Origin of the sequence: Enterobacteriaceae endosymbiont of Donacia marginata, assembly GCF_012567685.1 — a bacterium.
Lineage (GTDB): Bacteria > Pseudomonadota > Gammaproteobacteria > Enterobacterales > Enterobacteriaceae.
The window spans coordinates 97,257-111,101 of sequence record NZ_CP046184.1; the positions used below are offsets into that span (position 1 = coordinate 97,257).

Consider the following 13,845-nt stretch of genomic DNA (forward strand, 5'->3'; position numbering starts at 1 on the left):
TATTAAAATTGGAAAAAAAACCATACAATTTTCTCGACCTAATAAAATTAATCAAAATATTAGGAGCAAAATTGTAAGATTAATAGGATTAAATGGTGACCAAATTGGTATAATTAGTTTAAAAGAAGCTTTAATAAAAGCAGAAAATACAGGATTTGATTTAGTTGAAATTAGTCCTAATTCTGAACCTCCTGTTTGTCGTATTATGGATTATGGTAAATTTTTATATACAAAAAATAAAGCTTCTAAAGAACAAAAAAAAAAACAAAAAATAATCCATTTAAAAGAAATTAAATTTCGTCCTGGTACAGATATAGGAGATTATAAAGTAAAATTACGTAATTTAATTCGTTTTTTAAAAAAAGGAGATAAAATAAAAGTTACTCTCAGATTTAGAGGAAGAGAAATGATGCATACTAAATTAGGATTTTCTATGTTAAATCGTATAAAAAATGATTTAGCTAAATTTGCTATAGTAGAATCCTTTCCATCCAAAGTCGAAAGTAGACAAATCATAATGATTCTAATACCAAAAAAATAATTATTAATAATTTGGCGGGTTATAATATGAGTAAATTAAAAACAGTACGTAGTGCTGCAAAACGTTTTAAAAAAACGGGTACTGGTCTTTTTAAACATAAACAAGCTAATTCAAGACATTTATTAACTAAAAAAAACAAAAAAAAAAAAAGATTTTTAAGACAAAAAAAAATAGTTAAAAAAGGAGATTCATATTCATTAAAAATCTGTTTACCTTATTTATAATAAATAAGGAAGATATATAATATATAATAATTACAGGAATTTAAATCATATGGTAAGAATTAAACGCGGAGTAACAGCAAAAGCAAGACATAAAAAAATAATAAAACAAGCTAAAGGATATTATGGAGCAAGATCTCGGACTTATCGATCTGCTTTTCAAGCAGTAATTAAATCAGGACAATATGCTTATAGAGATAGAAAACAAAAAAAAAGAAAATTTCGACAATTATGGATTATGAAAATTAATGCAGCAGCTCGTCAAAAAAATATATCTTATAATTATTTAATATATAAATTAAAAAAAAATAATATTAATATTAATAGAAAAATGTTAGCTAACATGGCTATGTTTGATAATTTATCCTTTAATAAATTAATAAATTTTTCGAATAATTAATTTATTAATTTTATATATAAGATATAAATATTTCCTATATTATATATTTTTATTAAAATAAATAATTATTTATGTTATATTAATGAGAATATCATATATGATATCTGATGATATAGTTATTATTATAAAAAAAGAAATTTATGCAGTAAAAGATATTAATGAATTAAATATATTAAAAATTAAATATTTAGGTAAAAAAGGATATATTACAAAACAGTTTCTATTAATAAAAACCTTAAAAAAAGAAGAAAAAATTAATAAATGTATTATTTTAAATAAACAAAAAAAGAAAATAAAAGAAATAATAAAAAAACGTCAAAAAGAAATAGAAATAGAAAAAAATAATAAAAAACTTTTAAATCAAAAAGTTGATATTTCATTACCTGGAAAATATATTAAAATAGGATCTGAACATCCTATAAAAAATATAATTAATAAAATTGAAAATTTTTTTATAAAAATTGGTTTTGAAATAGTTGTAGGGCCAGAAATAGAAGATGTTTATCATAATTTTGATGCATTAAATATTCCAAAATATCATCCTATAAGAACAGAACAAGACACATTTTGGTTAAATAAAAATATATTATTACGTACTCAAACTTCTAATATTCAAATTAGAATAATGAAAAAATCAAAACCACCTATACGTATATTAACTTCTGGTAAAGTATATCGTAATGATTACGATCGTAACCATACTCCAATGTTTCATCAAATAGAAGGATTATTTATTGATAAAAAAGTAACATTTACTGATCTAAAAGGTATATTAGTATTATTTTTAAACTTTTTTTTTGGTAAAAAATGCAAAATACGTTTTAGACCTTCTTATTTTCCTTTTACAGAACCTTCTTTAGAAGTAGATATTTTAAATCAAAAAAAACAATGGATAGAAATATTAGGAGCAGGAATGGTACATCCTAATGTATTAAAAAATGTTAAAATAAATCCTTCTAAATATTATGGATATGCTTTTGGAATAGGAGTAGAAAGGTTAGCTATGTTACATTATAATATTCATGATATCCGCCTATTTTATGAAAATGATATACGTTTTCTTAAACAATTTAAATTCAATAATTTTATATGATAAAATTTAGTGAATCATGGCTACGTGAATGGTTAATTTATGATAAAGACATTTATTATTTATCAAAAAAGATAACAATGTTAGGATTTGAAATTGAAAAAATTGAGTATTTTAAAAAAAATACAATTTTTGATAATATCTTAGTAGGAGAAATAATTAAATATTCTTTATATAAAAAAAAACCTAAAATTTATAAATTAAAAATATTAGTTAATAATACAAAATTATTAAAAATTTTTTCTGATATAGATAATTTAGAAAATAAAACTAAAGTTATTTTAGCTACTAAATATTCTTCTTTATATAATAAATATATTAAAATCCCAGAATATTCTTTTTTATTAAAATCTGAAGGATTACTATGTTCTTATAAAATTATTAATATTTATCAAAATAATTTTTTAAAAAATAATTTAATTAAATTACCTAATAATAGTAATAATGGAGAAAATGCAAATAAATATTTAAATTTAACTGAAAAAATTTTACACATTAATACCCCAACTAATAGACCCGATTGTTTAAGTATCTTAGGATTTACTAGAGATTTATCTGTTTTAAATAAATTTTTTTTTTTTAAAAAACCATATAATAATATTCTAAGTAATAATTCAAAAAAATATAAAATTAATATTAATATTAATAGTAATATTAATAATATATTATATCAATATAATTATTGTATAATTAAAAATGTTAATTTCAAAAAAAAAATACCATCATTTATTAAAAATAGATTATTTCAAGCTGGAATTCAAATTATATCTAAAAATCCATTATTAAATATTCATAATTATATAATTTTAGAATTAGGATATCCAATACAATTTTATGATTTTAGTAAAATTAAGGGAAATATTTATATTAAAAATAAAAAAAAAAATAAATATAATTTTTTAAATTTTGAAAATCAAAATATAAAATCAATAATTAATGATTCTTTATTAATTATAACAGATGAATCTAAAATTTTATCTATACCAGGTATAACACAGAATAAAGATGTAATTGTTAAATTAGCAACAAAAGACATTTTAATAGAATGTTTATTTATAAATAGAAAATATTTGACATCTTTATTTAGTAAGAATAATTATTCTAATAATAATTCTAATATTTATAATAGATATTTAGATCCATTAATACAAAAAGAAGTTATGATAAGAACAGTAAATTTAATATTAGAAATATTTGGTGGAGATAGAAGTAAAATTTATACTATTAATATTAATAATATGTATAACTTACAAAAAATAATTAAACTTTCATTTGAAAATATATACAAAATTTTAGGTTTTTATATATTAAAAAAATATATAATTAATATTTTAAATAAATTAGGTTGTATAATTATTAAAAAAACCAATAATAATTATATAATCAAAATACCGAGTTGGCGTAATGATATAAATATTGAAGCAGATTTAATAGAAGAAATTATTCGTGTATACGGATATAATAAAATTCCTAATAAAATTGAAATATATTTAATTAAAAAAAATATTTTAGAAAAAAAAATACAATCAAAAAATATAAAAATCAATCTTAAAAAAATTAAAAATATTCTAATTAATAAAGGATATTATGAAGTAATTAATTATAGTTTTATTAATCCTGTAACACAATTAATTTTATATCCAAAAATAGAACAAATTAAAATTATTAATCCTCTTACAACAGAAACATCTGTTATGCGTAATTCTTTATCGTATGGACTAATAAATAATATTATTTATAATCAAAATAGACAACAAAAAAATTTACGTTTTTTTGAATATGGATTATGTTTTTTTAAAAATTTAAAAAAAAAAATAGGAATCTCACAAAAATTAATGTTATCCGGGATAATAAATGGAAATTTATACTCTGATTATTGGAATGAAAAAAATAAATTAATAAATTTTTATGATATAAAAGGGGATATAGAATATATTTTCAATTTTTTAAATAAATATAATAAAATAGAATTTCGCCAACAATATAATGAAAATAATACAATATTACATCCATATGTAAGCGCATTAATATATATTAATAATATTAATATTGGATCTGTGGGAATGTTACATCCCAAATTAATAAATTATTTTAACCTTCATTATGATACTTTTTTCTTTGAAATTTTTTTTGAAAAAATTATTATTAATAATGTTTTTTATTTTCAAAAAATTACTCATCTTCCAATAAATAAAAGAGATATTTCTTTTTCTATAAAAAAAAATATTTATTTTATAGATATTTTATCTGTTTTAAAGAATTTAAAATTAAAAGAAATTATTAAAATTAATTTAATTGATATATATCAAGGAAATAATATCCCAATAGGATATAAAAATATTACATTAAGTTTATTAATACAAAATAAATATTATACATTAAATGAACAAGAAATTAATAAAATTATAAATAAATGTATTTTAGAATTAACAAAAAAATTTCAAATTTTATTAAGAGATTATATTCCTGATCATCATAAAAAATTTTAATTTATTTTTTTATAAAATAAATTAATTTTATTAATTAAGTATTTTACTTATAAATAATATATATTATTTATATAATAAATATATTTTTTTTATACAAAAGTAAAAAAATGTTTACAGGTATTATTCAATCTATAGGTAAAATTCAAAAGATCATTTTGAATAAAAATTTATATTATTTATATATAAAAACAAATAAAAATTTTACAAAAAATTTAAAAATAGGAGAATCTATTTCAAATAATGGATGTTGTTTAACAATTATTAAATTATGTAATAACATTATTATTTTTAATATAATAAAACAAACATTTAATGTTACAACTTTTAAAAAAGTAAAAATTGGAGATTATGTAAATCTTGAAAAACCTATTAAAATAAATAATTATTTTGGTGGACATATAGTATTAGGTCATATTACTGATACAGCTATTATTACTAATATTAAAAATTATACTTCTTCAAAAATTTTATGGATAAAACCTAATAATGTTTTACAAATGAATTATATTTTAGAAAAAGGTTCTATATGTATAGACGGTGTTAGTTTAACAATAGATAAAAAATTAAAAAATAAATTTAGTGTAAATATAATACCTAAAACATTATCTAATACTACATTATCTAGTAAAAATATTTATAATTATGTAAATATTGAAACTGATATATATGTAAGAAGTATTATTCAAACTGTAAAAAAATTATATAATAATAATATTGAATATTTTAAATAAAATGGAAAAAGGAGTATAAATGATAAAAGAAAATAGAATTAATATTCTAAAAAAATTAGAAGATCGTAATATTATTTATCAAGTAACTAATAAAAATAATTTATATAAAATCTTAAATGAAAAAAAAATTAGTCTTTATTGTGGATTTGATTTAACAGCAGACAGTTTACATATAGGACATCTAATACAATTAATTACACTTAAATATTTTCAAGAATTAGGACATAAACCAATAATTTTATTAGGAGGAGCAACAAGTTTAATTGGAGACCCTAGTTTTAAATTAAAAAAAAGAAAAATAAATATAATAGATAATATAAATTTATGGTTTAAAAAAATTAGTTTACAAATAAATAATTTTTTAGATTTTAATTGTGGGGAAAATAGTGCTATTATAATTAATAATTATGAATGGTTTAATAAAATGAATGTTCTCTTTTTTTTAAAGAAAATTGGTAAATATTTTTATATTAATCAAATGATTAATAAAGATTCAATAAAAAAAAGAATGATAAATAATAACACTGAAGGAATTTCTTTCACTGAATTTTCTTATAATTTATTACAATCATATGATTTTGCTTATTTAAATAAAAATTTTAATGTTATACTCCAAATTGGAGGTTCAGATCAATGGGGAAATATTGTATCTGGAATAGATTTAATAAAAAAAATATACAAAAAAAAAGTTTTTGGTATAACTACTAACTTAATTATTAAAGATGATGGAACAAAATTTGGGAAAACTGAAACAGAAACAATTTGGTTAGATCATCAAAAAACTAATACATATAAATTTTTTCAATTTTGGTTAAATATCCCAGATTCAATTGTATTTAATTTTTTAAATATGTTTACTCATTATACATCAGAAATCATAGATAATTTTAACAAAAAAAAAAATAATGTTAAAAAAAATAGTCCACAATATCTTTTAGCTGAATATATGACTAATCTGGTACATGGTAAAGATAATTTAATAATATCTAAAAAAATAACTAATTTACTTTTTTATAAAAAAGTACATAATTTTTCAGAAAATGATTTCTTAATATTATCTCAAAATATTGAAAATCTTTATTTAGAAGATAAAAATTTTAATTTACAAACAATACTTATTCTAAGTAAATTTGCATCTTCAAAAAGTAAAGCTTCTATTTTAATCAAATCAAATTCAATATATATTAATAACGAAAATATATCTGATATTTCATTTATTTTTACAAAATATCATAAAAAATTTGATCATTTTACTTTATTACGTAAAGGTAAAAAAAATTTTTGTTTAATTTACTGGAAATAAAAATAAATCTATATCTTACATTACTTATGCGTTCTAGAGGATTTGAACCTCTGACTTTCACCATGTCATAGTGACACTCTAACCACTGAGTTAAGAACGCATAAAGAGTATTAATTAAATAATAATATACTATAAATATATAATAATCAATTTTTTTGTATTTTTATAATACGTAATAAAATTAATATTACTGAAATTATTAATCCAATAATAAATCCAATCCAAAAACCAGATGGGCCCATAGGTTTCGAAGTAATTAAACTTGTAACAGATAAAATATAGCCAATAGGTAAACTTATAATCCAATAAGATATAAATGTAATAAAAAAAATAGATTTAGTATCTTTATATCCTTTCAAAATACCAGATCCAATAATTTGGATAGAATCTAAAAATTGATAAAAAGAAGCTAATAATATTAAATGAGATGATAAATTTATAATATTTTTATTAGAATTATATAGTTTAGCAATTTTTTTTCTAAAAAAAATACTTATTAAAATAGTAAAAATAGATATTATTACTCCTATAATTTGTGAAATCCAACTAATAATTTTTGCCTTTTTTTTATGACCTAACCCTAAATACACGCCTATTAATATAGTAGTAGCGATACTTAATGATAAAGGGATAATGAAAATTAAAGAACTAAAATTTATAGCTATCTGATGACTAATAACATCATCTATTCCCATAAATAATGATATTAATAAAGAAACAATGCTAAATAATGTAATTTCAAAAAAAATAGATAATCCAATAGGTAATCCTAATTTTATTATTTTTTTTAAAATTTTCAGATCTAGATTTTTTGAAAAATTTAAAAAAATTATTTTTTTAAAATAAATTGATTTAGATATCCATATCATGGTTATAATAAATAATATCCAGTATATTAATACTATAGAAAAACTACATCCTAAAACGCCTAATGGTGGTATATAACTAAAACCATAAATTAAAATATAATTAATTGGGATATATAAAATTACTCCAATCCAACTAATAATCATATCAGGAATAATTAATGAGAATGATATACATAAACAACGTAATATTTGTAACAATAAATATCCTGGTATACTCCAAATAATAATTTTTAAAAATTTTTCAATTTTAAAAATAAAAATTTTATCATGAAATAATAATAATATTAAATAATCTATTTTAGATAAAATAAATATCATAATAAATGAAAAAATTATTGCTAATAAATATGATTGTTTAATATAATTTACTATTTTTTTATAATTATGAGATATATATAATTTTGTAATAATAGGAATTAAAGATAAAAAAATACCATGACCAAATAATATTATTGGTAACCAAATTGATATTCCAATTGATAATACTGCTATGTCAATTTTATTAAAAGAATTAGACATCATCATATTAATTATACTTATTAAAATATAAGCTATTTGTGTTAAAATTATTGGTATAGCAATATTAAATAATTTTTTTATTTCAATTAAATATTTTCGCACGGATAACCTTTTTTATTTTATTAAAATTTATAAAAAACAAATTTTATTAAAAAAATAATATTTTACTTTTAAAAAACTTTAAATTATTATATATATAATTATTTTGATTTAAATTATTTTATTATTATAAATAAAATAGAGAATTTTATGAAAATTTTTAATAAAATTAAAAAACAAATTAATAATAATCCTATTATTTTATATATGAAAGGTAACCCAATACATCCTCAATGTGGTTTTTCTGATAAAGCTGTAAAAATTATTTCATTTTATAAAATAAAATTTACTTATATTGATGTTTTAAAATATCCAGATATTAGAAAATATTTACCTAAATATGCTAATTGGCCAACATTTCCCCAATTATGGGTTGATAATAAATTAATAGGAGGTTATGATATATTATATACATTACATAGTAATAATGAATTAAAAGATATTTTAAATTTTAAAAAATAATAATTTATATTTATAAAAATTAAGAAAAAAAAGAAGGAGGCCATCCACCTTTCTTTTTCCATTTATTAACTAATCTGCAAAATAATTTAGCAGTGCGATTAGTATCGTATAATGCTGAATGTGCTTGATTATTATCAAATGGAATACCAATTGCATGACATGATTTGGCTAGAACAGTTTGACCTAAAATTAATCCACACATTGATGTTGTATCAAATATTACAAAGGGATGAAATGGATTATCATTTTCTAATTTAGTACGTTTTACTGCTTCCATAATAAAACTATGGTCAAAAATTGCATTATGAGCTACTATAACTGCTTTTTTACATTTATTGATTTTTATATCTTGAGAAATTTTTTTAAAAATTTTTTTTAAAGCTTTTTTTTCAGTTATAGCACCTCTTAAAGAGGTATTTATATTAATCCCATTAAAAGCTAATGCTTCTGGGGAAATATTTGATCCTTTAAAGGGTAAAATATGAAAATGTAATGTCTCATTTGTTTCTAACCAACCGTTATGCATTTTTAATGTTATTAAGCTTATTTCTAATATAGCATTAGATTTAGAATTAAATCCCGAAGTTTCAATATCAATTACAACAGGATAAAAACCTCTAAATCTATAAGATAATAGATCTAACTTTGATAAGTTATTCATTTTTATTCTTTAAATTTTTATTTAAATATATTTTATATTAATATTATATAAATAAATAAATTATACTTTTATCAAAAAAATTACAAGTATAAAATATTTTATATATGTTTATATTTTAAATAAATATTAATGTAATTAATAAAATTATTTTAAATAAAAATAATTTTAGTTAATTAAAGGCGATAAAAATGTTAACAAAAATAATTAAATTTAGACAAAATAATTTTTCATTTTATGTAATTCATTTATATAATAATCAGCCTGAACTTATATTTAATGCAATTAAAAAAAAAATAAATCATTCTCCTATATTTTTTAAAAAAATGTCAGTAATTATAAATATTAATTATATAAAAAATGAAATAAATTGGGAAAAAGTTTATAATGCTATTATTTCTACAGGAATTAAGATTATAGGAGTAAGTGGTTGTAATAATAATAAAAATATAATTAGAAGTATAAATAATACTGGAATACCTATTTTATTTACAAATAATAAAGATAATAAAAAAATTATAAATCATGATTTTCAAGATCAAAAAAAAAATATTAATAATATAACACAAAAATCTATTATTAAAATAATAAAGGAAAAAAGTTCTTTATCATTAAAAAAAAATATTATTTATAATAGAAGTAGAATTATTTATAATCCAATTAGATCCGGACAACAAATTTATGCTTATAATAGTGATTTAATTATTATAAATAATGTTAGTACAGGAGCAGAATTAATAGCAGATGGAAATATTCATGTTTATGGTTTTATGAGAGGAAAAGCTTTATCTGGAGCTAATGGTGATAATAATTGTCAAATTTTTTGTACTCAATTATTTGCTGAATTATTATCTATTGCTGGTGAATATTTACTTCAGGATCAAATTCCTAATAAATTTTTGGGAAAATCATCAAGAATATATTTAAAAAATAAAGTATTAACAATAAAATCATGTAATTAAATTTTATTTAAATTTACTATTAAAGGAAATTCTAATGCGTATAATTGTTGTTACTTCAGGTAAAGGTGGGGTAGGCAAAACTACTTCTAGTGCTGCAATAGCTACAGGATTAGCTAAATATGGGAAAAAAACAGCTGTTATTGATTTTGATATTGGATTACGTAATCTTGATTTAATTATGGGTTGTGAAAGAAGAGTAGTATATGATTTTATTAATGTTTTACAAGGAGAAGCAACATTAAATCAAGCTTTAATAAAAGATAAAAAAAATAAAAATTTATATATTTTACCTGCTTCACAAACAAAAAATAAGGATGCTTTAACCTATAAAGGTGTTGAAATAATTTTTAAAAATTTATATAAAATGAATTTTGATTTTATAATTTGTGATTCACCAGCAGGTATTGAAACTGGAGCTTTAACTGCATTATATTTTGCAGATGAAGCTATTATTACTACTAACCCGGAAATTTCTTCTATTAGAGATTCAGATAGAGTTTTAGGTATTATTTCCTCACAATCAAAAAGAGCAAAATATGGAGAAGAACCTATTAAAGAATATTTATTATTAACACGTTATAACCCACTTAGAGTGGATTGTGGAGATATGTTAAGTATTGATGATATTATTGAAATTTTAGGAATTAAAATGATAGGTGTTATCCCAGAAGATCCTTTAGTTTTAAGAGCATCAAATCAAGGCAAAAGTATAATTTTACACAATAATTCTAATGCTTCTTTAGCATATAATGATACTGTTAAACGTTTATTAGGAGAAAAAATTCCTTTACGTTTTATAAAAAGTGAAAAAAAAAGTTTTTTACAACGTTTGTTTTGGAGATAATATGAATTTTATTAATTTTTTTTTATCAAAAAAAAAAAAAACTGCTAATATTGCTAAAAAAAGATTACAAATTATTATATCAGAAGAATCAAAAAAAGGATATATATATCCTTATTATATAATACAGTTAAAACAAGAAATATTAAAAGTAATTTCTAAATATGTTAAAATTAATCCTAATATGATTAATATAGAATTAGATGATAAGAAAAATAATATATCAATATTAGAATTAAATATTACATTACCTAAAACTAAAAAATATATTAAAAAAAATAATAAAAAATAAAAAATTTATATTTATAATGTATTTTTAATATAGTTAATAACATAATTTTTTTTAATTCTTTTTTTATTTAATAAGATATTATTAATTATATCAATAATTTCTTCTGAAGAAGAAATTTGATTTTTAATAAATGATATTTTTAAATTTTTATTTAGTATTAATTTTACATTATATTTAAAATATTTATTAATATCTGAAATTAATACCCATATACCTTTTAATAATAAAATTTTATTAATAACATCATTATAATTTAATAAACATTCATTACTCTTACCAAGCCATAAACCTTTTTTAGTTCTTTTATATAAAGAAAAATATAAAAATTCTTTATTACATTTAATAATAGTTATTATTTGTTTGATTCCTGTTATTTTCCAAGATTTTTCTGCTAAAATCATTAAATGGGATAATCCTATTTTAGGAATATTTAAAGCATAAGACATACTTTCTATTGTTGCTATACCTATTCTTATGCTTGTAAAATTACCTGGACCTAAATTATATCCTAATAAATTTATTTCAGATAATAACATATTAGTTTCACTTAAAATACTATTAATTAAAAATAGTATATATTTAATATGTAAACAAGGACAAAACTGAATTTTTTTATAAATAATTCCATTATTTTTAAAAATAACTAAACAATATTTTGTAGATGTATCAATAGTTAAAATATTTTTATACATATATCTCTGATTTAAAAATTAATTTATTGTTTAAAATTTAAATTATGTTATAATTTCAATGTTTTAATAACAATTCAAACTATTCTATCAAATAATTATAATATATTATTATTATAAAATAAAATATTAAATGTTTAAATTTATAATAAATTTAATAATTAATAATTTTATTAAAATTTTATTTATAATAAAATTATTTTACATAATTATTATAAGAGATAAAATCAATAATAATTAAAGTAAGGAATAAAACTCGTGACAACAATAGTTAGTGTAAGGAAAAATGGGGATGTAGTTATTGGTGGTGATGGACAAGCAACTCTTGGTCACATTATAATGAAAGGTAATGTAAAAAAAATTCGTAAGTTATATCATGATACAGTTATTGCCGGTTTTGCTGGTGGTACTGCAGATGCTTTTACTCTTTTTGAATTATTTGAACAAAAATTAGAAGTATATCAAGGAAACTTAACTAAATCTGCTGTTGAGCTAGCTAAAGATTGGAGAACGGATCGTATTTTACGTAAATTAGAAGCTTTATTAGTAATTGCGGATAAAATTACTTCTTTAATTATTACAGGTAGTGGAGATGTTATACAACCTGAAAATAATATAGTAACTATTGGTTCTGGAGGTCCTTATGCGCAAGCTTCAGCTCGAGCTTTATGTGAAAATACTAATTTAAATGCATATGAAATAGTAAAAAAATCTTTAAAAATAGCAGGAGATATTTGTATATATACAAATCATAATTTTACTATTGAAAAATTACAATGTAAATAAGCATGAGGAAAATGCTAATTATGTCTGAGATGACCCCAAAAGAAATTGTGAAAGAATTAGATAAATTTATTATTGGACAAGAAAGTGCTAAAAAAGCTGTTGCTATAGCATTAAGAAATCGTTGGCGTCGTATGCAACTAGATGAAAATTTAAGACAGGAAGTTACACCTAAAAACATATTAATGATTGGACCTACAGGAGTAGGAAAAACAGAAATTGCACGTAGATTAGCTAAATTAGCTAATGCACCGTTTATAAAAGTAGAAGCCACTAAATTTACTGAAATTGGTTATGTTGGAAAAGAAGTAGATTCTATTATTCGTGATTTAACAGATGTTGCTATAAAAATGATAAGAATACAAGCATTTAATAAAAATTGTTATAGAGCAAAAGAAATGGCAGAAGAAAGAATTTTAAATGTTTTAATTCCTAATAAAAATAATTGGAATCAGGATGATAATATTGAATCTATAAGACAAAAATTAAAAATAAAACTTAAAAATGGATTATTAGATAATCAAGAAATTGAAATTAATGTAGCAAGCACTCCTATGGGTATTGAAATTATGGCCCCACCAGGAATGGAAGAAATGACTAGTCAATTACAATCATTATTTCAAAATTTAGGAGGGAATAAACAAAAAAAACGTAAATTAAAGGTTAAAGATGCTATTAAATTATTAATAGAAGAAGAAGCTGGAAAATTAATTAATAATGAAGATATTAAGCAAAAAGCTGTCGAAGCAGTAGAACAAAACGGTATTGTATTTTTAGATGAAATCGATAAAATTTGTAGAAGAAGTAATAATGTATCATCAGATATTTCTAGAGAAGGAGTACAAAGAGATTTATTACCATTAGTAGAGGGATGTACAGTATCAACAAAACATGGA

General features: G+C 19.3%; 16 protein-coding genes and 1 tRNA gene. 13 read left to right on the top strand and 4 right to left on the bottom strand.

Features of this window, described 5'->3' with window-relative positions:
• Position 1 precedes the first annotated feature (1 nt).
• The 7 genes from infC (at position 2) to tyrS (ending at position 6,775) form a co-directional block, all read left to right on the top strand.
• Positions 2 to 541: a translation initiation factor IF-3 gene (gene infC, locus GJU04_RS00505; RefSeq protein ID WP_168893273.1), complete on the top strand. Its 540-nt coding sequence runs from the start codon at positions 2 to 4 to the stop codon at positions 539 to 541.
• Between the two features lie 26 nt (positions 542 to 567).
• On the top strand, positions 568 to 765 hold the full coding sequence (gene rpmI, locus GJU04_RS00510; protein ID WP_168892960.1) for a 50S ribosomal protein L35: 198 nt from the start codon (positions 568 to 570) through the stop codon (positions 763 to 765).
• 49 nt (positions 766 to 814) lie between these two features.
• Positions 815 to 1,162, top strand: coding sequence for a 50S ribosomal protein L20 (rplT, locus tag GJU04_RS00515; RefSeq protein ID WP_168892961.1), 348 nt, complete (start codon positions 815 to 817; stop codon positions 1,160 to 1,162).
• An 82-nt stretch (positions 1,163 to 1,244) separates the two neighbouring features.
• A complete protein-coding gene (pheS, locus tag GJU04_RS00520; RefSeq protein WP_425482530.1) occupies positions 1,245 to 2,255 on the top strand; it encodes a phenylalanine--tRNA ligase subunit alpha in 1,011 nt (336 codons plus the stop codon).
• Complete coding sequence (gene pheT, locus GJU04_RS00525; RefSeq protein WP_168892962.1) at positions 2,252 to 4,741, top strand: phenylalanine--tRNA ligase subunit beta; 2,490 nt, start codon at positions 2,252 to 2,254, stop codon at positions 4,739 to 4,741. Before pheS ends, pheT begins: the two co-directional genes overlap by 4 nt.
• Before the next feature lie 107 nt (positions 4,742 to 4,848).
• On the top strand, positions 4,849 to 5,472 hold the full coding sequence (locus GJU04_RS00530; protein WP_168892963.1) for a riboflavin synthase: 624 nt from the start codon (positions 4,849 to 4,851) through the stop codon (positions 5,470 to 5,472).
• A gap of 19 nt (positions 5,473 to 5,491) precedes the next feature.
• Positions 5,492 to 6,775 (top strand): tyrosine--tRNA ligase, encoded by a 1,284-nt coding sequence (gene tyrS, locus GJU04_RS00535; protein WP_168892964.1) that lies wholly within the window; start codon positions 5,492 to 5,494, stop codon positions 6,773 to 6,775.
• A 27-nt stretch (positions 6,776 to 6,802) separates the two neighbouring features.
• Here tyrS and GJU04_RS00540 read toward each other — a convergent pair.
• Together GJU04_RS00540 and GJU04_RS00545 are read right to left on the bottom strand one after the other, a co-directional pair.
• Positions 6,803 to 6,875 (bottom strand) — tRNA-Val (locus GJU04_RS00540).
• Positions 6,876 to 6,921: 46 nt separating this feature from the next.
• Positions 6,922 to 8,265: an MATE family efflux transporter gene (locus GJU04_RS00545; RefSeq protein ID WP_168892965.1), complete on the bottom strand. Its 1,344-nt coding sequence runs from the start codon at positions 8,263 to 8,265 to the stop codon at positions 6,922 to 6,924.
• Positions 8,266 to 8,412: 147 nt separating this feature from the next.
• Between GJU04_RS00545 and grxD the strand changes: the two genes are divergently transcribed.
• The gene (grxD, locus tag GJU04_RS00550; protein ID WP_168892966.1) at positions 8,413 to 8,724 is read left to right on the top strand and encodes a Grx4 family monothiol glutaredoxin; all 312 of its coding nucleotides are present in this window, start codon (positions 8,413 to 8,415) and stop codon (positions 8,722 to 8,724) included.
• 19 nt (positions 8,725 to 8,743) lie between these two features.
• Here the strand turns inward: grxD and rnt are convergent, their stop codons facing one another.
• The gene (rnt, locus tag GJU04_RS00555; protein ID WP_168892967.1) at positions 8,744 to 9,385 is read right to left on the bottom strand and encodes a ribonuclease T; all 642 of its coding nucleotides are present in this window, start codon (positions 9,383 to 9,385) and stop codon (positions 8,744 to 8,746) included.
• A 188-nt stretch (positions 9,386 to 9,573) separates the two neighbouring features.
• Between rnt and minC the strand changes: the two genes are divergently transcribed.
• Genes minC through minE form a run of 3 tightly spaced genes read left to right on the top strand, consistent with a single transcriptional unit; the run spans position 9,574 to position 11,477 of the window.
• Positions 9,574 to 10,344, top strand: coding sequence for a septum site-determining protein MinC (gene minC / locus GJU04_RS00560; protein ID WP_168892968.1), 771 nt, complete (start codon positions 9,574 to 9,576; stop codon positions 10,342 to 10,344).
• A gap of 34 nt (positions 10,345 to 10,378) precedes the next feature.
• Positions 10,379 to 11,188, top strand: coding sequence for a septum site-determining protein MinD (minD, locus tag GJU04_RS00565; RefSeq protein WP_168892969.1), 810 nt, complete (start codon positions 10,379 to 10,381; stop codon positions 11,186 to 11,188).
• Position 11,189: 1 nt separating this feature from the next.
• Positions 11,190 to 11,477 (top strand): cell division topological specificity factor MinE, encoded by a 288-nt coding sequence (minE, locus tag GJU04_RS00570; protein WP_168892970.1) that lies wholly within the window; start codon positions 11,190 to 11,192, stop codon positions 11,475 to 11,477.
• A gap of 11 nt (positions 11,478 to 11,488) precedes the next feature.
• Here the strand turns inward: minE and tsaB are convergent, their stop codons facing one another.
• Positions 11,489 to 12,169: a tRNA (adenosine(37)-N6)-threonylcarbamoyltransferase complex dimerization subunit type 1 TsaB gene (gene tsaB, locus GJU04_RS00575; RefSeq protein WP_168892971.1), complete on the bottom strand. Its 681-nt coding sequence runs from the start codon at positions 12,167 to 12,169 to the stop codon at positions 11,489 to 11,491.
• Positions 12,170 to 12,424: 255 nt separating this feature from the next.
• On the opposite strand from tsaB, the gene hslV reads away from it, so the two are divergent.
• Both hslV and hslU read left to right on the top strand, forming a co-directional pair.
• Entirely contained in the window at positions 12,425 to 12,952 is a 528-nt protein-coding gene (hslV, locus tag GJU04_RS00580) for an ATP-dependent protease subunit HslV (protein WP_168892972.1), read from the top strand.
• Between the two features lie 20 nt (positions 12,953 to 12,972).
• The coding region (gene hslU / locus GJU04_RS00585; protein ID WP_168892973.1) for an ATP-dependent protease ATPase subunit HslU at positions 12,973 to 13,845 on the top strand (873 nt) is incomplete at its 3' end.